Source organism: Paraburkholderia sp. J8-2, assembly GCF_905220195.1.
Classification (GTDB): domain Bacteria; phylum Pseudomonadota; class Gammaproteobacteria; order Burkholderiales; family Burkholderiaceae; genus Paraburkholderia.
Genome location: NZ_CAJMZA010000001.1, coordinates 178063 through 199046 on the forward strand (window position 1 = coordinate 178063; position 20984 = coordinate 199046).

Sequence of the window (20984 nt, forward strand, 5' to 3'; positions counted from 1 at the left end):
GCGTCATGGCGCGCAGCAATCCTGTAGAGACGATGTCACTTCATTCAGGATTCCAATGAGATCTAGCGCGATCTGATCGAGCGGCGTGTCCGGTCCGAATATCTTCAGCACACCGCAAGTGAACAGCGATTCGTGATGCGCCTCCGGCACGATGCCGCCAAGCACCACCGGAGCGCCGCAGCCGCGCTCTCGCAACGCGCCGAGCAGCGCGGGCACCAGCGTCGCGTGCGCACCCGCGAGCGTCGAAACCCCGACGATATCGGGCTCGCGCGCGTGCGCCCAGCCAGCCGCCTCGTGTGGCGTCGCAAAGAGCGGTCCGAGGCTGACTTCGAAACCTGCGTCGCCAAGCGCCGCCGCCACGACACGCGCGCCGCGATCATGGCCGTCCTGCCCTAGCTTCACGAGCGCCATGCGCGGCTTGCGTCCATATGCTGCGCGCCAGTGTTCGACAGCATCTTGCGCCTTGCGCCACGCGGCGTCGCGCTCGCGTGCGCCCGACCAGGCGTGAGCCTCGCACGTGAGCGCGGCGTGCCAGCGTGGCCACACGCGCTCGAGCGCCGCGGTGCATTCGCCAACCGTCGCGCGCACGCGAATCGCGGCTATCGTCGCGGCGAGCAAATTGCCCTCGCCCGTGCGCGCGCATTGCGTAAGCGCATCGAGTGCGGTGGCCACTCGTAGCGCATCGCGGGTCGATTTCATCTGCCGCAAGCGCTCGACCTGCATCGCGCGCACCATGCGGGCGTCGACTTCGAGCCGCTCGCTCCCGGTGGCGTGCGCCTCGCGGCTATGATTCACGCCGACCACCACGCGCTCGCCCGAGTCCATCTGCGCCTGCATGCGAGCCGCGCCGCGATGCAAACGCGCCTGTACCCAGCCCGTTTCGATGGCGGCGATTACGCCGCCTTGACTATCGATTTCGGCGAGCAGCGCTTTCACGGCTTCCACCGTGCGCGCCGTGAGTGATTCGATCAAATACGAGCCACCCCATGGATCCACCACGTCGCACAGGCCCATTTCGTGCTGCAAGATCGCTTGCGTGTCGCGCGCGAGCGTAGCAGCCGCCTCGCCCGGAAGCGAGAGCGCTTCGTCCCACGCGTTCGTGTGCAGCGACTGCGTGCCGCCGAACACGGCTGCCATGGCCTCCACGGTCGTACGCACGACGTTGTTCTGCGCACGCTGCGCGTGCAGGCTCGAACCGGCGGTCTGGCAATGCATGCGCAGTTGCGTCGCGCGCGGCGAGTGCACGCCGAGTGCCTGCGTGAATTCGGCCCACAACACCCGCGCCGCGCGCAGCTTGGCGATTTCGCCAAAAAAGTCTCGCCCCACAGCGAAAAAAAAGCTCAGCTGCGCGCATACGCGATCTGCATCGGCCCCTTGTTCAATCAGCCGCCGGACGTATTCGCGCGCGTTGGCGAGCGTGAGCGCAAGTTCGAGCACGCCATCCGCGCCCGCTTCGTGCAGGTGATACCCGGAAATCGACATCGCGTTGAAATGAGGCAAATGCGCGAGCAGGTAATGCACCACGTCGGTCGCAATCCGCAACGAGGGCTCGGGCGCGAAGATATACGCGTTGCGCGCCATGAACTCCTTGAGAATGTCGTTCTGGATCGTGCCGCGCAGTTGCGCCACGTCGAAGCCCGACTCCTCGGCCGCGACAATGAAAGCGGCGAGCACGGGCAGCACCGCCCCGCTCATCGTCATCGATACGGAGACTTCGTCGAGCGCCACGCCGTCGAAGAGCCGCTTCATATCCTCCACGGCGTCGATCGCAACGCCCGCCATGCCCACCTCGGCGGCTGCGCGCTCATGGTCCGAGTCGTAGCCGCGATGCGTGGGCAAATCAAACGCGACTGACAAACCCTTCGCGCCACTTTCGAGCGCCGCCCGGTACGCGAGATTCGAGGTGGCGGCGTCGGCGTAGCCCGCGTACTGGCGAATAGTCCATGGGCGCTGCGTGTACATCGTCGCGTGTATGCCGCGCTGGAACGGATACTCGCCAGGACGCGCGTCGAGCCACGGCACGTCAGCTAGATCGGTCTGCGTATAGAGCGCCTTGCGCGGCGCGATAGCGGCTTCATTCATGCGACCACCGTTTATGTGTGACGACGTCGGCAATGCGCACGCCATCCGCCGCGCGCGAAATGGCACACCAGTGCGAGAGTCCGTCGTGGCCCGCATGGCGCGCGCCGAACGACAGCGTGAGCCGGTCGCCGACATTCGCGTTGCCATAGAACGCCATGTCGCGCTCGACGAGCGTGGGCGGCGCGGAATGCTGCGCGGATCGCCAATGCCACTCGGCGCGCTCGACCATCGACTGGAAGCTCGCGAAATACAGCAGCTGCGCGCCGTTGAAATCGAGCGAAGGACAAGGCAGATAGTCGACCCCATGTTCGGCTGCATGCGCCGCGCGATCGAGACGGCCATGCCGCGTCCAGTCGCCCGAGCGCAGCCGCTTTACTTGCGCGATCAGTTCATGCGCGGCGGCGGGCGTCGCCGGTGCGGGCGCACCAGCGAACATCGCTTTGCATACCGAACGGTTTTCGCCGGCCTGCTCGCGCCGCACGAACGTAGACATCATCTCGACTTTCGCAATCGCGCTCTCGGTGGTGAAAACGCGAAACTGGCCGAAGTGGCGCGCGCCCGCAATCCGTTTCACATCCGCTTCGATCGCGAAGCGCTGGTTCTCGCTCACGTCTTCGAGGCGCGCTTCGCACACGCGAATTGCCGTGAAGGCCGCATACGATTTGCGGCCTTCGTCGTCGTAGAAGTCCGGCGTGTTCAGTTGCGCCTGTGCCGCCAGCGCGTTCCAGTGCAGTTGCCCGCATGTGCGCAGGAGCCACTGCTCGGAGAGCCCTGCGAACGCCAGCTCCGGCATGCCCGCGACGTAATGCGTGCGGGTTTGCGCGGGCACACGCTCGCTGTCACGCCGCGCGCGCATCGAGCCTCGCAGGCGCTGAAATGCAGTCGGCCAGATACGCGGCGTCGCGCGCGATGCCCGAGAAGCGCCCCGAGCCCCATGTATGCAGCCACGGCAGGCCCAGAAAATAGAGCCCCTCCTGCACCGTCACGCCGCGCGCGTGGCCCGGATAGCCGCGCCCGTTGAAGACCGGCAGATCGATCCAGCCGAAGTCGGGCTGAAAGCCGATGCACCAGATAATGCTGCCGATGCCGCTCGCGGCGAGATCGAGCGACGTGCGCTCCTGCTGCGGCGTCCAGACCGGACGATACGGCTCGCCCGGCGGCGCGTCGATACCGTTCTGCACGATGAAGCGATCGATCGATGTGTTGATGCGATTGTACGTGTCGTCGGCGCTGTCGAGATTGGCGCGCAGATTCCCTTTGAAGCGCAACTTGCCGTCGGCGAAATCCTCGAGCACGCCGTACAGTTCCATGCCTTCGCTCGCGAACCTGCGCAGGTCGATATCGCGCCCGCCGTCGCGGCCCGTGACGTAGTGATTCGTGTTGTCACGCACGCCTTCGCGCAGCGGATGTTCTTCGACCGGCATGTCGTAGTACTTCATATCGGCGAGCCAGTCGACCACGTCGCGGCCGCGATAGAAGCGTGCGCAGCGCGGCGCTTCGCCGACCGCGAGCACGACCTTGCGCCCCGCGAGATGCAGGTCTTCGGCGATCTGCGCGCCCGACTGCCCCGAGCCGACCACGAGCACCGCGCCCTCGGGCAACGCCGCCGGATTGCGATACTCCGACGATTGCATCTGCACGATTGAAGCGGGAAGCCGCTCGGCCATGCGCGGCACGATCGGTGTGTGATAGCCGCCCGAGGCGATCACGACCTGGTCCGCGCTCAATGCCCCCTCGCTGGTCTGCACGAGAAAGCCGCCGTTGGGCCGCTTCGACACGCGCGTGACGGCCACGCCTTCGCGCACCGGGGCATCGACATGGCGTATGAAGCCGTCGAGCCACGCGATGATTTCGTCTTTCTTCATGAAGCCGTGCGGTTCGTCGCCGCGATACGGGTAGCCCGGCAGCGCGCATTGCCAGTTCGGCGTGACAAGCGAGAACGCGTCCCAGCGCTGTTCGCGCCACGTATGCGTGACAGTGCGCTTTTCGAGCACGACGTGGTCGATGCCGCGTTGCTTGAGGTAGTAGCTCATCGACAGGCCGGCCTGGCCGCCGCCGATGACCGCCACGCTGAAATGCGCTTCGGGAACCGGCGGGTTGGCCGCGTTCGTCTGGGTGGACATGCGAATCTCCTTGATAGGTTCAGTCGACGCTCACGACGGTCACCTGCGCCGCCGGTTGCGAACGGAATGGCTGTGCAGCGAGTTCGATCGCGGCCCACTCGTCTTGCGCCGACGAACACGCGTAGCCGAACTTCTCGCGCACGCGCTCGGACGCCGCGCACAGCGCGTCGTGCGCCCTGGCGAGAAAAAGCTCGAGCGGGTAGACGCCGGGTTGCAGATGCTCGCGCACGATGGTCGAGGGGGAATAACAGCGCGCTTCGTGGCCGTCGGGCCAGCGCACCACGAAATGGGTAACAGGCATGGTTGCTCTCCGGGAGGGGCGCTCAGGTAGACGTGCAAACGGTTGGCTGCTCGAACGCGCGCGTCGCGCGCCGGTCGGCGGGCACGATGAACGGCTGCGCGTCGAGACGCCAGACGCTGCGCGTTGCGCCGCCGAGTTGCAGGTCGATGGACGGGTCGCCGTGAATTTCGCCGATCTGCGCACACGCGATGTCGCGCGCCTGAAAACGCGCGATGACCGCATCGACATGCTCGTCCCGTACGCTCAGCAAATAGCCGAAGCTCGGGAAAATCTCGAGCCAGCGCGCAAGCGGCACGTCCGCAGGCTTGGGCAATCGATCGAGATCGATGCGTACACCCACACGCGAGCACTCGGCCAGCATCATTGCCGTTCCCGCGATGCCCGCCATGCTGATGTCCTTCGCAGCCCCGCAGAGCCCGCTTTCTGCAAGCTCCGCGAGCACCGCGAGGTCGCCGCGCAAACGGTGTGCGGGCGCTTCGGTCGCGGCATTCCAGTACGGATACGGCTCCACGAACGCGCCGCGCAAGTCCACGGCCATGAGCAGCTTCTCGCCGGCCCGGGCCGCAAAGCTCGAAAGCAGATGCTTCGCACGACCGACTATTGCCACCGCGAGTTGCGTGCGCTCGCTGCGCGCGTTGCTATGGCCGCCCACGATCGGCACGCCCAGTTGCCGCGACGCCGCCGCCATGCCTTCGAGCACCGGCGCGGCGGGTTCTACGCCATCGCTCCAGATCACATCGACGACAGCAATCGGCCGGCCGCCCATCGCGCATACGTCGCTCACGTTCACGAGCACCGAGCAGTAACCCGCGAACCACGGCATCGCCTCGATCAGGTCGCTCACCATGCCTTCGGCGGCGAAGAGCAGATACCCGTCGCCGTCGGGTATCGCGGCGCAGTCGTCGCCTGCGGCCATCATCGCGGAGTCTGCGTTGTCCTTGCTACCTGCGTCGAGCACGGCCAGCACAGGCGCGATATCGGATTTGTGCGCAACGCCGCGGCCCACGCGCAGTTTCGCAACGAGTTCGTCGAGCGTCATGCCGCCCTCCGCTGATCGATAACGAAGCCGTCGAAAGGCGTGGCGCAAGGCGGATAGTGGGCGAGATCGGCGCGCATGACGTGATGCGCGCGCCCGAAGACCATCGCCTCTTCGATCGTGTGCCAGTGCAGCCGGCGAAAGAGCGGCGCATTCTGCGCCTGAACGTGCGCGAGGAACGTCTCGCAGCCGAAAGCATGAGCGCTGCTCACAGCAAGGCGGATCAAGGTCGCGCCAATGCGGCCGTGACGCCGGTATGGCGCGCTCACCGCGAGGCGCGAGCCGTACCATGCCGCTTCCGTCGCGTGGTCGCGATGAATGCGTACTGTGCCGACCACCTGCGGCGACTCGCCGTGCGGATTGACAACGGCCACGAGCAGTTGCGCGTGTGCGTCGATCTCATCACGATCGTCGTGCGCGAAGATGCCCTGCTCCTCGCAGAACACGGCGCGGCGAATGGCAAATGCGGCTTCGCGCTCCCATGCGTAACGCGCCCAGCGCACGACCATGAGCTCGTCCCCGGCACCAGGATGCATCGCGTTCATGCCGCCACCTTTTCGAACGAAGAGAGCGAAGAACACGCGCCGCATTTTCCGCAGCCTGCCTTGATATCGGCCGCGCGCAAGCCCGCCTCGCGCACCATCGCGCCGAGTGGCGCGAGTATCGAGCGCATGAATTCCGGCGTGGGCGGCGCATGATCTTCGAGCGGCGTGCCGGAGATGGGCACGAACGGCACGACGAACGGATACACGCCGATCTGCAGCAGTTGCTGCGCCATCTCGAGCACACGCTCGGGCGAATCGCCGAGGCCGGCGAGGATATAGGTGCTCACCTGGCCGCGCCCGAACACCTCGACCGCCGCTTCGAACGCCGACATGTAGCGGCTCACCGGCACCGTCGCCTTGCCCGGCATGATGCGCGCGCGCTCGGCCTCCCCCAGCACTTCCAGATGCATGCCGAGCGTATCGATGCCCGCCTCGCGCATACGCGCGAACCACGCATCGTCGTCGGGCGGCTCGCATTGCGCCTGAATGGGCAGGTCGACTGCGTGCCGGATCGCACGCGCGCTGTCGCACAAAATGGCCGCGCCGCGATCGGGCGTGGGCGGCGTGCCGGTCGTGAGCACCATGTGCTTCACGTTGTCGAGCAGCACGGCCGCGCGCGCCACTTCGGCCAATTGTTCCGGCGTCTTGTGCGCGACCGTGCGCCCCGCGGCGAGCGACTGGCCAATCGCGCAGAACTTGCACGCCTTCTTGCGGCTTTCGTAGCGAATGCAGGTTTGCAGCACCGTGGTGGCAAGCACATCCGTGCCGTGCAGCGTGGCGATGTGCGAATACGGCACGCCGTCGAGCGTTTGCAGCTTGTAAAAGCGCGGCTGCTTTGCGAACGCGATCTGCGCGATCGGGATGCTGCCGCGCGTGAGCACGCTCACGCCGTTGGCGTCGGGCGCATTCGCGACGAACGCGGACTGATGCGCGCCGTGCGTATGCACGGGCACCATCAGCGTGACGCCGTCGATGACTACGGCCTTGTGATCGGACGGCCCCGCGCCGCCACGCCTCGACAGCCCCTCGTGATCGGGCGCGGCAAGGCGCAGGCCGCTCGACTGCAGCTCAGTCAAGAGTTGCAGGCTCGATTCCGGGAAATTGACGCTGGCATTCATCGTGGGAACTCCATGAAGCGGTGACGGGCGTGTCGTCGAAAGAGAAAACCGGCGTGGCGGGCCGCTCGTTGATCGCGAGACTCAGCAGTTCGGGCCGCGCGTAGTGGCCAACCGAATCCATCATCCGTTTGCGCTTGGTGATGAGCGCCATGTCGAGATCGGCGATCACCATGCCCTCGCCTTCGCGCAGCGGCGCGGCCAGATGCTGGCCCTCGGGTGAAATGATCGCCGCGTTGCAGCCGCCGCGCAGCGCCTTTTGCAACTTCGGGTCGCTCGTGACGGAGGTGATTTGCGCGTCGGTCAGCCATCCCGTTGCGTTCACAACAAAACAGCCCGATTCGAGCGCGTGATGACGGATCGTCACTTCGATCTGCTCGGCAAAGATCGGCCCGACGAGCGAACCCGGAAACTGGCTGCAATGAATCTCTTCGTGCTGCGTCATCAGCGCGTAGCGCGCGAGCGGGTTGTAGTGCTCCCAGCAGGCGAGCGCGCCCACGCGGCCCACGGCCGTGTGCGCGACCTTCAGGCCGGCTGCGTCGCCCTGCCCCCAGATCATGCGTTCATGGAACGTGGGCGTGAGCTTGCGCCGCTTCACCTTGATCTGGCCGTCCGTATCGAAGATCAACTGTGTGTTGTAGAGGCTGCCGTGATCGCGCTCGTTCACGCCGAGCACGATCACCATGCCGTGCTCGCGCGCGAGCGCGCCGATGGTTTCCGTCACGGGGCCGGGTATCGTCACCGCCTGCTCGTACAGCCGCAAATGTTCCGCGCCCGACTGCACCGGCGGCAGCACGAACGAAAAGTACGGGTAGTACGGCAGAAACGTTTCGGGAAACACGGCTAGCTGCACGCCCTCGCGCGCGGCGCTGACAATCGCGTCGCCAACACGCGAGAGCGTGCCCGTGCACGATTCGAGATCCGGCGCGATCTGCACGGCGGCAGCGCGAACGATGCGCTTTATGGATGTGGTCGACATGGCGATACCCGTGCGAAATCAAACCGTCCAGGTGTCGATCACGAGCGCGTTCGACTTGCGATGCAGCAGCTTCAGGTCGAGCACGTCGAGCGGATTGATGGCCCGCACGCCTTCGATCAGCGCGGCTTCGGTCTGGCCGTAAAGCGCTTGCAGCGCGAAGCGGCACGCGTAGACCTTGCCGCCTTCCGCCATGAACTTCATCAGCTGGTTGTTGAAGTTCAGATGGCCCGGAAACGCTTCGGCCCCGAGCGTCGGGAAGCCGCGCTGCACGCCGAGCATCACGCCCGGGCCGTAGAGCAGGATCGACGTTTCAAAGCCTTTGCGCTGCAGGCGCGTAGCCTGGAGCATGTTGACGAAGCCGATGGAACCTTCGAACGCGACGGTATGGAACGTGACGAGCGCTTTCTCGCCGCGTTCTGCCTTGACGTCCTCGAAGACCTTCTCTTCGTAATCGACGAGGTAGTCACCGGTCTTGTGGGCGGGCGTGGTGATGGCGGGCATTATGACTCCGTTCAATGATTGGGGACTGTGGCCGACCGGTGGCCGGCGTCTTTCATTTCGCAACGGATATGCCATCAAGTGGCACGCGCCATGCAATCAATTGCCAATCAATGCCGCGTGCCGCGAATGATCCAGGTGATTTTTTCTCGCAAAGCGCGAGTGAGACGTGCGTGGACGATGTGGCTCGTCACCCGCGCAGCACCGGGTTCGCCCCGGCACTGGGCAACACACATGCGATTCAGGTGCATGCATGCATCATTTCGGATCATTCGATGCGATCACCTGCGATCAATTGTTTTATTTTTCGCCGCGCATTCTCACTAGAATGAGTCAGCCCATTATCGAAGGCGCTTTCGCGCAACGCCCCATGTCGAACGTCACCGCCCACTGGCTCAAACGGCTTGCCGAAAGCGACAAGCCCGTTTATCAGACCATTCCCGATCTCATCGAAGAAGACGTCGCGAGCGGCCGCCTGCGGCCGCGCGACCGGCTGCCGGCGCTGCGCGATCTCTCCGACGCGCTCAAGATCAACTACACCACGCTCGCGCGCGGCTATGCCGAAGCGCGCAAACGGGGCTTGATCGATTCGCGCGCGGGCAGCGGTTCATACGTGCGCGGAAGGCCGCCCGCGGTTCCGCTTCGCGCAGGCACCGCGCTGGAAATGACCATGAACATGCCGCCCGAACCGGCGGAATTGACTGCGCTGCTCGCGGAATCGGCGGCGCAGATCATCGGCACGGCCGACCCGTGGTCGATGCTGCGTTATCAGGATTTTGGCGGCTCGCAGTACGAGCGCAGCATGGCGAGCCAGTGGCTGCGTCACACGCTGCCTTCGCATCGCACAGACGCGCTGCTGGTCTGCCCCGGCATACACAACGCGCTGGTCGCTTTGCTGCTCAGGCTCGTCAAGCCCGGCGAAGCGATCTGTACCGATTGCCTCGCGTATCCCGGTTTGAAGGTGATCGCGAATCAGCTTGGCATGCCGCTCGCGCCGTTGCCGCGCGACGACGAGGGCCTCAACGCCACAGCGTTCGAAGCGCTCTGCAAGACGCGCAAGCCCGGCGTGCTCTACTGCAATCCCACGCTGCAGAATCCGACCACGCGCACGCTTTCGCAAACCCGCCGCGAGCATATTGCCGATATCGCGCTTCGCTACAACGTGCCCATCATCGAGGACGACGCCTACGGCATGCTTTGCGAAACGCCGCCCGTCGCGCTCGCCACGCTCGCGCCCGAACTCACCTACTACGTGACGGGCATGTCCAAGTGCTTCGGCGCGGGCTTGCGCGTGGCCTTTGTCGTCGCGCCGGGCGCGCGTCATGCGGAGCGCCTTTCCGGCGCGCTGCGCGCGACCACCGTGATGGCGAGTCCGTATATGTCGAATCTCGCAGCGCGCTGGATCGAGAACGGCGTTGCACAGCAGATGCTAGAGGCCATTCGCAATGAGTGCGCGGTACGCCAGCATATTGCGGCACAGGTCTTTGCCGCGCGCGAAATCGAAGCGTCCAGCGACTGCTTTCATCTTTGGCTCACGGTGCCTTCGGAAACGGGCTGGAGCGCGTCGGAACTCGCATCGCATCTGCGCACGAAACAGATTGGCGTGGTCTCCGGCGCCGCATTCAGTACCGATGGCAATCCGCCCAATGCCGTGCGCATCTGCCTGGGCGGGCCAGGCGATGCAAGCGCGATGGAGGAGTCGCTGCACCTCGTGGCGGACATGCTCGATCATCCCGACCATCTGCATTCGCCCATGCTTTGAAGAGAGGCTTGTCCCGTGAGGGGCCAGTGCAGAATGTCCTGACGCAATGTTTACTTTCCTGCCAAGCTGTTACTCCTGATTGCCTCTTTCAGAAATCTGCAGAACCCTCGTCTCTTCTGCCCGACTGCTTGATCGGTCGTCGCCATCTCAACTTGCGCTGCTCTATCAGCATCTTCCAGTCGAGTTTCATGAACGCGTAGACCGACGCCAGCAGTGCCAGTTGCGAGAGCGCGAAGCCGATTCCAAGATACTGCCCGTCGAGCAGGGCTTCAGGATCGACGACCTCCGATGCAAACCGTCCGAGACGAGCCCAGATCACGTAGCTCACCGTGCGCCCTGCGAAAAACGCTGCGCCGATAAACCTGAGAGGCAAGCCCGACAGCCCGTAAGCGATGAACAGATAGTTGGACGGAAACGGGCTAAGCGCATAGAGCACAAAGGCTCCGGCCGTCTTCTTCTTATGCTTCTTGAGCCACGCGCTGACCACGTCTATGTTTTGTCGATCCGCCTCGCGAATCCAGCGCCTTCTTACCAGTGAACGAGAGAAGCCGGCCAGCGCGAGTCGACCGAGCGTCGCCGCACTGGCCGCTACAAGGGCAAAGAGCAGCGGGCTGCCCTCGCGAACATTGAAGCCGACCCACGACATGGCCATCCACGTTGGCGGCGCAAACGCCGGCATGAGATTGATGAGCAACACAATCAGAAACAGGATCGCGAGGGTCTTCACGCCGCTCCTCCATGAGCGCACTTGCGCACGCTTCGGGCTTCGGCAACTTCGCCGGGGCCGAACTCCGTTTGCTGTTGCGACAGTCTCCGACGTGCGCCGCCGACCGGCGAAATGCGTCCTGCCGCGGGATTAACCGGCCGATTCCGGTACGAGTAGTAGCGGCACCGCGCTCAAGCGCACCTCCCGTTCCGCGACGCTGCCGAGCAGCCAGCGCGTGAGACCGCGGCGCCCGTGCGTTCCCAGTACCACGAGCTGCGCCTTCCAGTGCCGCGCCTCCCGGTCGATCGTGTGAGGCACGTCATCATACGTATTCCTCGTCTTGATGAGCGCCGTCTCCACCACCCATTCCTTCTGCTGGCCGTGCGCGGCAAGCTCGTCTGCGGCCGCCTTGACGGCAATATGCCCGCTCTCGGTCAGCACGGTTTCGAGTTGTCTTTCGAAGGGCCCTGTCCCGGATGCGAGTAGCCGGTCAACAACGTAAATGACGCGGCAATCCGCCCGCGGCCCGACCAGCCGGGCGCCCACACGCAAAGCGGCCACGGACGCGGCGCTCCCGTCGGTCGCAAAAAGAACCCGGGACGGCAACGCGTCCGACCCGGCTTCATGGCCGACCGGCACGATCAGGACTGGCCATTGAAGCAGCCGGGCAAGCGGTGCGGAAACCTCGCCTTCCACCCAGCGCAACAGCGCCCGGTGATGCCGCGTGCCGAGGACAACTAGGTCGGGGGACCATTGCGACATCGCTTCGGCGAGCGCGTGTACGAGGTCTCCCCCTTCCTTGCAAAGGTCGATCAGTTGCGTCTCCAGCTGAGATCCGCAGCCATCCAGCGCGGATCGTGCCGCCTCAATCGCCTCCCCGGCATCACGCCGTAGCTCCTCTCGCGCAGCCTCGAGCCGCGACCCAACCCACGCTCCGAGTGGCACGAGCGTGCGTGGATTCTCGGCGACGGAAACGATGCACAACGTTGTGCCGGGATGCAGGAGCCGCCTCAGATACCCGATTGCCGCGGCCGAGGCCGGGGTGGAATCGACGGCGACCATGATCTTCGCGAAGGGCACGGAAGCATTCGTGGCAGATTGCTGGGTCATTTCGCACCTCGCGGTCAATGACGAAATATCATCCCCTACGGTACTTGGGGTAACGCGCTGACGTTTGATGCAGATCATCCTGCTTTGCGCTTGAACGATCAAGGTGAGCCGTAGTAATAGGGCACGGAGAATCCGTTTCGCAGGCTGCCCCCATGGCAGAAGCTATTCGTCTGCAGTGCCCCCTGGCTTGCAAGCGGCGAGGCGGTGCTCAGCCTTCCTCGCCTACGAACAAACGGTTGACAACGGTTGACCACAGAGCGCTACGGATTCTCGGCTCGTGACGGTTGAGCGGCAGCCCCGGACGACTTGCGTACTTTGGCGACCTGCTCGGCTGTTACTGGCGAAGCATGATTTCCCCAGCTCGCACGGACGAACGTCAGTACATCTGCGACGTCACGGTCCGTCAGTCGCGCGTCGAATCCGGGCATGGCGTAGTGCGTCGGACCCGCCTTGGTCCACGGCATCTCTCCGCCTTGCAGCACGATGTGGATCAGCGAGGTCGGATCGTCCGTGTTCACGACCGTCGACAGTGCCAACGTCGGGAACGTGCTCTCGTAGCCGCTGCCGCTCGTACGGTGGCACGCCGCGCAGTTGTCGACGAACGTCAGCGCACCGTTGCTGCGGTCAGTGCCGGCACGCAACGCGTTGGCCGAGGCAGGATCAGCCGCGAGTGTGCTACCCGATGTGTTGGCCGGCGCGAGCGTTTTGAGGTACGCGGCGATCGCAGCAAGGTCCTGATCACTCATATGCTGCGTGCTGTTCTGCACGACTTCCGCCATCCCGCCGAATGCCGCCGAATGCGCCGTGCGTCCGCTCTTCAGGAACGCGACGATGTCAGCTTCGCTCCAGTTCCCAAGGCCGTCCTTGCGATCGCCACGCAGATTCTTCGCGAGATAGCCGTCGACCACGCCGCCCGACAGGAACAGGTTGCCGTCATCGGTCAGCGACTTCTCCTCCAGGCCATACCCTCTGGGCGTGTGGCACGCGCTGCAGTGCGCGAGGCCTTCCACGAGATAGCGGCCACGCGCAACCGGGTCGTTCGGCAGCGGGCTGTCGTCGCTCGCGACTTCCGGTGCAAATGCCCCGCGCCAGAAGCGCAACGGCCAGCGCATCGAGAGCGGCCACGGAATGTCGGACGCACGATTGCCCTGCGAGACCGGCTCGACCCCATGCATGAAATACGCGTACAGCGCTTTCACATCCGAAGGTTTGATCTTTGCATACGAGACGTACGGCATGGCTGGGTACAGCGTCGAACCATCCTTCGCGACACCGTGGCGCACGGCGCGATCGAAGTCGTCGAGCGTGTAGGTGCCAATGCCGGTAGCCTTGTCGGGCGTGATGTTGGTCGAGTAGATCGTGCCGATCGGCGATGCGATGCCAAGACCGCCCGCGAACGGCTTGCCGCCCTTCGCCGTGTGGCAGGCAATACAGTCGCCCGCGGCTGCGAGGTAGCGGCCCTTCTGGATCAGCTGTGCGTCGGCGGCGGTTGGCGCGGCTGCAGCCACGGCCTGCGCGGATACACCGGCACTCGCTGCAGTCGTCACAAAAGCAACCGTACAGGCCATGGCAAACGTAATCTTTTTCATGTTGTTTGCCCGCTCCTTATGCCTGCACCAGCGCAGCCGGGTTCTTCAGGTACTGCTCGCGAATCGCCTTGGCCGAGTGATACGCGAGTGCCGCGACAATGCCCGTCGGGTTATAGCCCATGTTCTGCGGGAACGCCGAGGCGCCCATCACGAACACGTTGGGCACGTCCCAGCTTTGCAGATACTTGTTGACGACGCTCGTCGCGGGCGATGCGCCCATCACAGCGCCGCCCGTGGTATGCGTCGACTGGTACACGCGCGTGTCGTAGTGCTGGCCTTTCTTGCGGATCGCGCGGAAATACTTCTCGGGATTCATCGCCTTCGCGACTTCTTCCATGCGCGTGCCGACGTAGTCGAGCATCGCGTACTCGTTGTCGTGCCAGTCGAACGTCATGCGCAGCAGCGGCAAACCGTACGCATCGCGATAGGTCGGATCAAGGTCGAGGTAGGCATCGCGATACGGCATCACGGAACCCGAAATGCCGATCGTCATGTAACGCTGGTACGCATCCGAAATGCCGGCTTTCCATCCGCTGCCCCAGGTCGGCGTGCCCGGTACGGTCGCGGCCTGCTTGATCGGGCGGCCACCCGTTCGAATGTGACGCACGCTCGCGCCGCCCAGAAAGCCGAGTGGACCATGGTCGAACTGATCGCCGTTGAGATCGTCCATGCCCACGCCGCCCGCGCCACTGCCGATGAACGGATTGAGCTGCGTACCCTTCGGCAGAAGCACGTTGATGCCGCCGTTCATCTGATACGCGTAGTTGCGCCCCACCACGCCTTCACCCGTTTTCGGGTCGTACGGCTTGCCGATGCCCGAGAGCAGCAACAAGCGCACGTTGTGCATCTGGAACGCGGCGACGATGACCATATCCGCGGGCTGTTCGACTTCGCGTCCTTGCGCGTCGATGTAGGTGACGCCGGTCGCGCGCTTCTTGTCCGGCGAAAGCATGACCTTCGTGACGTACGATTTGGTGCGCAGCTCGAAATTGGGCTTCTTGAGCAGCACCGGCAAAATGGTGGTCTGCGGCGACGCCTTCGAGTACATGTAGCAGCCAAAGTCTTCGCAGAAGCCGCAGAAGTTGCACGGGCCAAGCCGCACGCCATACGGGTTCGTGTACGGCGCCGACGCGTTCGCCGCAGGCGCATCGTATGGATGAAAACCCACTTCGCGCGCGGCCTTTTCAAAGAGCGTGGCCCCGAGGCCGTTCTTCAGCGGCGGGGTTGGAAACTCGCTGCTGCGACGGCCTTCGAGCGGATTGCCGCCCGCCTGGATCTGACCGTTGAGATTGCCCGCCTTTCCAGACGTGCCGAACACTTTCTCCGCGAAATCGAAGAACGGCTCCATCTCGTCATAAGTGACGCCGAAGTCCTGAACCTGCATGCCTTCGGGAATGAACTTCTTGCCGTAGCGCTCTTCATAGCGCGTGCGCAACTCCAGTTCTTCGGGCAGCATCCGGTAGTGCATGCCGTTCCAGTGAAAACCGGCGCCGCCCACGCCATTGCCGAGCAAAAACGACGCGTGTTGACGGTACGGCACCGCGAGATCGTCAACGCCGTGCCGGATGGTCACGGTTTCCGTCGACAGATCCTGGAAAAGCGCGCCCCGCACGCCATATTTGAGTTCGTCGACGACTTTGGGATAGTTCGCATCGGTCGGCGTGTCGCGCATCGCGCCGCGTTCGAGCGCGACTACGTTCAAACCCGCATCGGTGAGTTCTTGCGCGAGAATCGCGCCGGTCCAGCCAAAACCTGCGATGACACAATCGACCTTGTTCTTCTTGATCGCCACTGCTTACCCCCGCCTGCCATTGATCGACACCGGACCGTACGGGTACTTCACGCCCGGTTGATCGATCCAGTCCATAAAGTCCGCGCGCGCGCCCGGAAAGCCGACCATCTTCCAGCCGGCCATGTCCTTGTTGCCGCCGTAGATCGGATCGGCAAGGAAGCCTTCCTTGGTGTTGCCCAGCAGGAACGAGAAGAAGGTGCGCGAGGGCACGGTTTCAAACGCGAGCTTGCCGTGCTCCATGTCGTGCAGCACCGCTTCCTGCGCCGCCACGTCGAGTTCGGCGAAGGTCTTGCCGCCATGGTTCCTGGCACAGTACGCATCGCAGGCCTGGATGCCGTGGCGGTAGACGTCACGCGGCGCGAGGTTGATCTGGTAGCCCATTTCCGGCACGGCGTCGGGATGGAACGGCCCCTGCATGTACCAGAGCTTGCCGTGGCCATACGGCATTTCCATCTGGCGATCGATGTATTCGGGCACGCCGGCCTTCACGGCACCTGGGCCGTGTTCATCTTCGGGAATCAAACGGTCCACGGCTGCATGCAGATATTTCCATTCCGCAGCCGTGAAATACGTGGGCTGGTAGTTTTCGCTGGCGGTCGCAGCGGGGGACGCATTGCTGCTGCAGGCACTTTGAGTGAGCGTTGCACCCGACGCGACCGTTGCGGCGGGCACGATGGCCAGCACCTGCCGCAGGAAGCGGCGGCGCGGCTCCTGTTCTTGGGACATGGGATTTTTTCTCTGTTGAATAATTATGTTTTTACTTAATTATATGCGGCGCTTTGTCGCAACGCAGCGAGCCCGGCACCGCCGGGCTCAACACAAGTCAGGCGGCCTCGTCGCCGAGCGAGAACTGCGCCGCCGTCGCCGCGAGCATGCGCGCCTGGTCCTCGAGTGAACTCGCCGCCGCAGCGGCCTCCTCGACGAGGGCGGCATTCTGCTGCGTGGCGTTGTCCATGTTGTTCACGGCAATGCTGACCTGGCTGAGCCCATGGCTCTGCTCCTGTGTCGCTGCCGCGATCTCCGACATGATGGAGTTCGTGCGCGCGACCGCGTCGATCAGTTCGCTCATGGTGTCGCCGGCTTCGTTGACCTGCCGCGCGCCATCGTCGATACGCGTCGTCGACTGCGCGATCAGCTCGCGAATTTCCTTCGCAGCGGCGGAAGAGCGTTGGGCGAGCGTGCGGACCTCGCCCGCCACGACCGCGAAGCCGCGCCCCTGATCGCCGGCACGTGCGGCTTCGACTGCCGCGTTGAGCGCGAGGATGTTGGTCTGGAACGCGATCCCTTCGATGATCGAGGTGATCTCCGCCACCGACGCAGAGCTTTGGCTGATGTCGCCCATCGTCTTCACGACGCGCGAAACGACTTCGTGCCCGCGCCGCGCGATATCCGATGCCGATGACGACAGCTCGCTCGCGCGCTGCACGTTGTCGGCGTTTTGGCGCACGGTGCTCGACAACTGCTCGGCGCTCGTTGCCGTCTCCTGGAGCGATGCCGCCTGCGATTCGGTGCGTGCCGACAAGTCGGCGTTGCCTGCAGCAATCTGGCGGGTCGCGGTCGCGATAGCGTTGCTGCCTTCACTCAGCGTGCGCACCGTGCGTCGCAGGTTCGCCTGCATCTCCACCAGCCCGCCGAGCATGCGACCCATTTCATCGTTCGTGCGGACCTCGATCTTGCGACCGAGATTACCCTGCGCGATCTGCCCGAAATGCGTGATGGCATCGTTCACGGGCACGAGAATCGCCTTGCGCAGGAAATACCAGCTGGCCGCCGCTGCGCAGAGTCCCGCGATGATTGCGACAATGCTCGCCGCAAGAAATAGCTGGTAGCGGCGCTCGGTCGCTTCGTACTGCTCTTTCGATTGATCGAACTGATACTTTTTCAGTGCGTTCGCAGCGTCCTGCATGCTCGTATAGACCTTCCCCACGCTGAACATCAGCTTGAGAATTTCGTCGCGATTGCCGCGCTGCGTGGCTTCACGAAAACGCGCCAGCTCCGCTTCAGTCGCCTGGTACTGCTGAGTCACGCCGGCAGCCAGCCGGTCCTCCTCCGCATCGCGCGGCAGGGAAAGATATTTTTGCCATGCTGCATCGGCGGCATCACGGACCTCCTTCTCTTTCCCGTACATGTTCTGCGCGTCATCCGAGCCTGGATTGATCGCGGAGCGGTCGAGCGATGTGCGCTGGCGCCCGACCATGATGGTCATTTCCCCAACGGCAATTGATTTCGGCAATTGTTCCGAGTAGGTATGGCGGTTCGCATCGTTGCTGGCCACCATGCCCGCGAGCCCGAACCCGCCAATTACAACCAGAAGAATGCTAAGGAACAACATGGCCGCAACGAGACGACCATTGATTGAAAAGTGGGTGCGCTGCATCGTCGAGGAGTGGCTCTGCCGTAAACAAGGAAATTGAAGTTTGTCGCGAACTGAAAACCGGACAAGCACCAGATTGCATTATCGACACTCAAAACATCGACTTTAGTGTTTACTGAAAAATGAAGAAATTATTCAGTCGTCAAGCCAGCTTCACGGCGATGAACAGACAGCGAAAAGAATAATATGTGCGATCGTTCGTATATTTACGTGGCATCTTTTACGCAGCGCAAATTGATAAATTGGCTGCCTATTGTTCTGCTCCCGATACTCCGAAGTGCGATAGAATCAACCGGCCACGTGGCCGGTCTTCGTACACCGCAGCGCGCCGCGAGTTTCAGTCGAGCCCACCCTGGCACAGATACTTGATGCTGAGGTAATCGTCGAGGCCATACTTCGAGCCTTCGCGCCCATAGCCGGACTCCTTCACGCCGCCGAAAGGCGCTGCTTCGCTGGCCACGGCGCCCTCGTTGATGCCGACGATACCGACTTCCAGTTTTCGCGCCACACGATCGATTCGGCGCACGTCGTTTGTGTAGAAGTAAGCAGCGAGACCGAATGGCGTATCGTTTGCAATCCTGATTACATCGTTCTCGTCCGTGAAGCGGAATAGCGGCGCCACAGGCCCGAACGTTTCCTCGCAGCACAGCACCATCGCGTCGGTCGCGTCGGCGAGCACGGTGGGCGCGTAATAATTCGGTCCCAGTTCGCCAAGTCGCTTGCCGCCCGTGAGTACGCGCGCGCCGTTCGCCACGGCGTCGTCGACGTGCTTTGCGATCTTGTCGATCGCGCGCTCGTTGATCATCGGGCCGATTTGCGCCTTCAGGTCCGTCGCCGGTCCAACGTGAAGCGCAGCCACACGCTGCGCGAGCAGATGCCCAAATCGTTCGTACACCGATTCATGCACGTAGATGCGGTTGGGACAGACGCAGGTCTGGCCGCCGTTGCGGAACTTGGCCGCCATCAGGCCGTTGACGGCCGCGTCGAGGTCGGCGTCCTCGAACACGATAAACGGCGCGTTGCCGCCCAGTTCCAGCGAGAGCTTCTTGAGCGTGTCTGCCGACTCGCGCGCCAGATGCTTGCCCACCGCCGTCGAGCCCGTGAAGGTGATCTTGCGCACGCGATCGTCGGCGAGCCAGTCGGCCACAGCGGCAATACCTTCGTCCCGCGCGGCCGAGATCATGTTGAGTACGCCGTCGGGCAAGCGCGCCTCCTGCGCAAGCGCGGCGAGCGCGAGTGCCGTGAGCGGCGTGTCTTCGGCGGGCTTCGCCACGACGGTGCAGCCGGCAGCGAGCGCCGGGGCGATCTTGCGCGCGATCATTGCGAGCGGGAAATTCCACGGCGTGATCGCGGCGACCACGCCAATCGGCTCCTTGATCGCGCTCATGCGCTTGCCGCGCTGCGTCTGCGGAATGATGTCGCCATAGACCTTCGTCGCCTCTTCGGCAAACCACGCAACGTACGAAGCCCCATACGCGACCTCGCCGCGCGCCTCCGCGAGCGGCTTGCCCTGCTCCATAGACATGAGGCGGGCCAGATCCTCGCTGTTCTCGATGATGAGCGCGTGCCAACGGCTGAGCACCTGCGCCCGCTCGCGGGGCAGCTTGTCGCGCCAGGCGGGCAAGGCGCGGCTCGCCGCTTCAGTCGCCGCGCGGGCATCGCGGGCCGAGCTGTTGGCAACCTGCGCGAGCGTGTCCTGCGTCGCGGGATTCGTCACCGCGTAACGGCTGCCTCCGGCGGCGGCGATCCACTTGCCGTCGATGAAATTTTCCTGTCGAAGCAGTTCGCCTCGCGTCAACTCCAAACTCACTGCATGCTCCTTTCTACAAGGGATTTCGAGTATCGAAATCGTCAGATATCCAGCGCCCGCGCGTGCTGTACTTCTGCTCGCGCGCGCAAATGTGTCCGTGAGCCGCTAGACCGTCGCGACGGGTGTGACCGGCGAGCCGACCGCGCGCGGCAGCCGCAGCGGCGGCGCGGTCAACAGAAAACGGTTGCGGCCGTGCGCGTGCAACCAGTCTGCGAGTTCGCTCAAATGCCAAAGCTCGCCCAGATGCACGCCAAGCCGGAACAAGCACAAATCGTGCAACGGATGCGAGGGATAGCGCGCGTCGTTGCAAGGCGCCGCGGGCAAGCATTCGACGGCCACGTTATCGGAGATCAGAGCGGCCACATTCGATTCGATGATCCAGCGGCGCAGCGCTTCATCGCGGCCGTCGAGACCGGCAAAACCGCCTTCGAGCGCCTGTTCGTTCTGCGTGCGATAGACATCGAGCAACGCTTCGTCCATGCCCATGCGCAGGCAGAGCATGTCGCCGGCCTCGACAACCACGCACTGCGCCTTCATCGCTTCCATCAACTCGCGATAGCCAATGCGCAACGGCCCTGTGCCGAACTGCCGTTTGATATCGACCATCACCGCCCGCCCCTGCACACAGGTCGCCGCCATGTTGTCGATGCCGAGCCGCCAGGCGCCGCTCGCGCGATCGGTCGCGGGCAACGTCTCGTCGCGGTAATCGAGCGGCCCGACGATGTCCTCGCCCGCGCGAAAGCCGTTGTAGAAGCACATTTCCGGCTTGCCGTCGCCGTCGGCGTCGAACCATTGGCCCATGTGCGCGAGGCTGTCCCACTGCGTCGAATACTGCAGCGCGAGCGTGACCACGTCGTCGCAGATCACGTCGGTGAGGACCGCGTTGTCGCGCGAGAGCGGGTAGGTCATGTTCGGCTTGTCGCCGCGCATCGTCGGTTCGACTCGCGGCGGCGCGCGGCGCGGGTTCAGCACGCGGTTGCCGGGGCAATCGAGCGGCAGGCTCAGGCAGAACGTCCGGCCTTCGCGCGCTTCACGCAACCCTTCGAGCACCTTCGCGGGCGTGATCAGATTCAGGCGGCCGAGTTGATCGTCGGCGCCCCAGTCACCCCAGGTGGAATCTTCGGGTCGCCGGGTCCAGCGGCGTGAGGTTGTGTTCATCGGT

The 20984-nt window shown here is 64.0% G+C and carries 18 protein-coding genes; 1 reads left to right on the top strand and 17 read right to left on the bottom strand.

What is annotated here, in order from left to right; all coding sequences use genetic code 11:
• Nucleotides 1–3: 3 nt before the first annotated feature.
• The 9 genes from scpA to U5A52_RS00830 are packed head-to-tail and all read right to left on the bottom strand — an operon-like array spanning nucleotide 4 to nucleotide 8682.
• Entirely contained in the window at nucleotides 4–2082 is a 2079-nt protein-coding gene (gene scpA / locus U5A52_RS00790) for a methylmalonyl-CoA mutase (RefSeq protein WP_321933395.1), read from the bottom strand.
• Nucleotides 2075–2938: a Pnap_2097 family protein gene (locus tag U5A52_RS00795; protein ID WP_321933397.1), complete on the bottom strand. Its 864-nt coding sequence runs from the start codon at nucleotides 2936–2938 to the stop codon at nucleotides 2075–2077. The genes scpA and U5A52_RS00795 overlap by 8 nt, the downstream gene beginning before the upstream one ends.
• Complete coding sequence (locus U5A52_RS00800) at nucleotides 2922–4205, bottom strand: MSMEG_0569 family flavin-dependent oxidoreductase (protein ID WP_321933400.1); 1284 nt, start codon at nucleotides 4203–4205, stop codon at nucleotides 2922–2924. Before U5A52_RS00800 ends, U5A52_RS00795 begins: the two co-directional genes overlap by 17 nt.
• Before the next feature lie 19 nt (nucleotides 4206–4224).
• Nucleotides 4225–4506: an MSMEG_0570 family nitrogen starvation response protein gene (locus U5A52_RS00805; RefSeq protein ID WP_321933402.1), complete on the bottom strand. Its 282-nt coding sequence runs from the start codon at nucleotides 4504–4506 to the stop codon at nucleotides 4225–4227.
• 22 nt (nucleotides 4507–4528) lie between these two features.
• Nucleotides 4529–5545 carry a sll0787 family AIR synthase-like protein gene (locus U5A52_RS00810; protein WP_321933404.1) on the bottom strand — a complete coding sequence of 339 codons (1017 nt, stop codon included), beginning with the start codon at nucleotides 5543–5545 and terminating at the stop codon, nucleotides 4529–4531.
• The gene (locus U5A52_RS00815; RefSeq protein WP_415773325.1) at nucleotides 5542–6087 is read right to left on the bottom strand and encodes an MSMEG_0567/Sll0786 family nitrogen starvation N-acetyltransferase; all 546 of its coding nucleotides are present in this window, start codon (nucleotides 6085–6087) and stop codon (nucleotides 5542–5544) included. The genes U5A52_RS00810 and U5A52_RS00815 overlap by 4 nt, the downstream gene beginning before the upstream one ends.
• Nucleotides 6084–7205, bottom strand: a complete 1122-nt coding sequence (locus U5A52_RS00820; RefSeq protein WP_321933406.1) for an MSMEG_0568 family radical SAM protein — start codon at nucleotides 7203–7205, stop codon at nucleotides 6084–6086. The genes U5A52_RS00815 and U5A52_RS00820 overlap by 4 nt, the downstream gene beginning before the upstream one ends.
• On the bottom strand, nucleotides 7156–8181 hold the full coding sequence (locus U5A52_RS00825) for a Nit6803 family nitrilase (protein WP_321933407.1): 1026 nt from the start codon (nucleotides 8179–8181) through the stop codon (nucleotides 7156–7158). The genes U5A52_RS00820 and U5A52_RS00825 overlap by 50 nt, the downstream gene beginning before the upstream one ends.
• A gap of 18 nt (nucleotides 8182–8199) precedes the next feature.
• On the bottom strand, nucleotides 8200–8682 hold the full coding sequence (locus U5A52_RS00830) for an MSMEG_0572/Sll0783 family nitrogen starvation response protein (protein WP_321914559.1): 483 nt from the start codon (nucleotides 8680–8682) through the stop codon (nucleotides 8200–8202).
• A gap of 367 nt (nucleotides 8683–9049) precedes the next feature.
• Here U5A52_RS00830 and U5A52_RS00835 point away from each other — a divergent pair, with 367 nt between their 5' ends.
• Complete coding sequence (locus tag U5A52_RS00835; protein WP_321934148.1) at nucleotides 9050–10441, top strand: PLP-dependent aminotransferase family protein; 1392 nt, start codon at nucleotides 9050–9052, stop codon at nucleotides 10439–10441.
• 88 nt (nucleotides 10442–10529) lie between these two features.
• On the opposite strand, the gene U5A52_RS00840 is transcribed toward U5A52_RS00835, so the two are convergent.
• From U5A52_RS00840 to U5A52_RS00875, 8 genes are all read right to left on the bottom strand, one after another.
• Complete coding sequence (locus U5A52_RS00840; protein ID WP_321914558.1) at nucleotides 10530–11168, bottom strand: hypothetical protein; 639 nt, start codon at nucleotides 11166–11168, stop codon at nucleotides 10530–10532.
• 129 nt (nucleotides 11169–11297) lie between these two features.
• On the bottom strand, nucleotides 11298–12257 hold the full coding sequence (locus U5A52_RS00845) for a universal stress protein (protein ID WP_321933409.1): 960 nt from the start codon (nucleotides 12255–12257) through the stop codon (nucleotides 11298–11300).
• 260 nt (nucleotides 12258–12517) lie between these two features.
• Nucleotides 12518–13846: a cytochrome c gene (locus U5A52_RS00850; RefSeq protein WP_321933411.1), complete on the bottom strand. Its 1329-nt coding sequence runs from the start codon at nucleotides 13844–13846 to the stop codon at nucleotides 12518–12520.
• A 16-nt stretch (nucleotides 13847–13862) separates the two neighbouring features.
• The gene (locus U5A52_RS00855) at nucleotides 13863–15638 is read right to left on the bottom strand and encodes a GMC family oxidoreductase (protein ID WP_321933413.1); all 1776 of its coding nucleotides are present in this window, start codon (nucleotides 15636–15638) and stop codon (nucleotides 13863–13865) included.
• Between the two features lie 3 nt (nucleotides 15639–15641).
• Nucleotides 15642–16364, bottom strand: a complete 723-nt coding sequence (locus tag U5A52_RS00860; protein WP_321933414.1) for a gluconate 2-dehydrogenase subunit 3 family protein — start codon at nucleotides 16362–16364, stop codon at nucleotides 15642–15644.
• A 97-nt stretch (nucleotides 16365–16461) separates the two neighbouring features.
• On the bottom strand, nucleotides 16462–18015 hold the full coding sequence (locus tag U5A52_RS00865) for a methyl-accepting chemotaxis protein (RefSeq protein WP_321914553.1): 1554 nt from the start codon (nucleotides 18013–18015) through the stop codon (nucleotides 16462–16464).
• Between the two features lie 334 nt (nucleotides 18016–18349).
• Complete coding sequence (locus U5A52_RS00870) at nucleotides 18350–19822, bottom strand: NAD-dependent succinate-semialdehyde dehydrogenase (protein ID WP_321933416.1); 1473 nt, start codon at nucleotides 19820–19822, stop codon at nucleotides 18350–18352.
• 105 nt (nucleotides 19823–19927) lie between these two features.
• A complete protein-coding gene (locus U5A52_RS00875; RefSeq protein ID WP_321933418.1) occupies nucleotides 19928–20980 on the bottom strand; it encodes a cyclase family protein in 1053 nt (350 codons plus the stop codon).
• Nucleotides 20981–20984 lie beyond the last annotated feature (4 nt).

Coding starts and splice junctions, on each gene's coding strand:
- scpA (WP_321933395.1), bottom strand. CDS start 2,082: ATGAATGAAGCCGCTATCGCGCCGCGCAAGGCGCTCTATACGCAGACC.
- U5A52_RS00795 (WP_321933397.1), bottom strand. CDS start 2,938: ATGCGCGCGCGGCGTGACAGCGAGCGTGTGCCCGCGCAAACCCGCACG.
- U5A52_RS00800 (WP_321933400.1), bottom strand. CDS start 4,205: ATGTCCACCCAGACGAACGCGGCCAACCCGCCGGTTCCCGAAGCGCAT.
- U5A52_RS00805 (WP_321933402.1), bottom strand. CDS start 4,506: ATGCCTGTTACCCATTTCGTGGTGCGCTGGCCCGACGGCCACGAAGCG.
- U5A52_RS00810 (WP_321933404.1), bottom strand. CDS start 5,545: ATGACGCTCGACGAACTCGTTGCGAAACTGCGCGTGGGCCGCGGCGTT.
- U5A52_RS00815 (WP_415773325.1), bottom strand. CDS start 6,087: ATGAACGCGATGCATCCTGGTGCCGGGGACGAGCTCATGGTCGTGCGC.
- U5A52_RS00820 (WP_321933406.1), bottom strand. CDS start 7,205: ATGAATGCCAGCGTCAATTTCCCGGAATCGAGCCTGCAACTCTTGACT.
- U5A52_RS00825 (WP_321933407.1), bottom strand. CDS start 8,181: ATGTCGACCACATCCATAAAGCGCATCGTTCGCGCTGCCGCCGTGCAG.
- U5A52_RS00830 (WP_321914559.1), bottom strand. CDS start 8,682: ATGCCCGCCATCACCACGCCCGCCCACAAGACCGGTGACTACCTCGTC.
- U5A52_RS00835 (WP_321934148.1), top strand. CDS start 9,050: ATGTCGAACGTCACCGCCCACTGGCTCAAACGGCTTGCCGAAAGCGAC.
- U5A52_RS00845 (WP_321933409.1), bottom strand. CDS start 12,257: ATGACCCAGCAATCTGCCACGAATGCTTCCGTGCCCTTCGCGAAGATC.
- U5A52_RS00850 (WP_321933411.1), bottom strand. CDS start 13,846: ATGAAAAAGATTACGTTTGCCATGGCCTGTACGGTTGCTTTTGTGACG.
- U5A52_RS00860 (WP_321933414.1), bottom strand. CDS start 16,364: ATGTCCCAAGAACAGGAGCCGCGCCGCCGCTTCCTGCGGCAGGTGCTG.
- U5A52_RS00865 (WP_321914553.1), bottom strand. CDS start 18,015: ATGCAGCGCACCCACTTTTCAATCAATGGTCGTCTCGTTGCGGCCATG.
- U5A52_RS00875 (WP_321933418.1), bottom strand. CDS start 20,980: ATGAACACAACCTCACGCCGCTGGACCCGGCGACCCGAAGATTCCACC.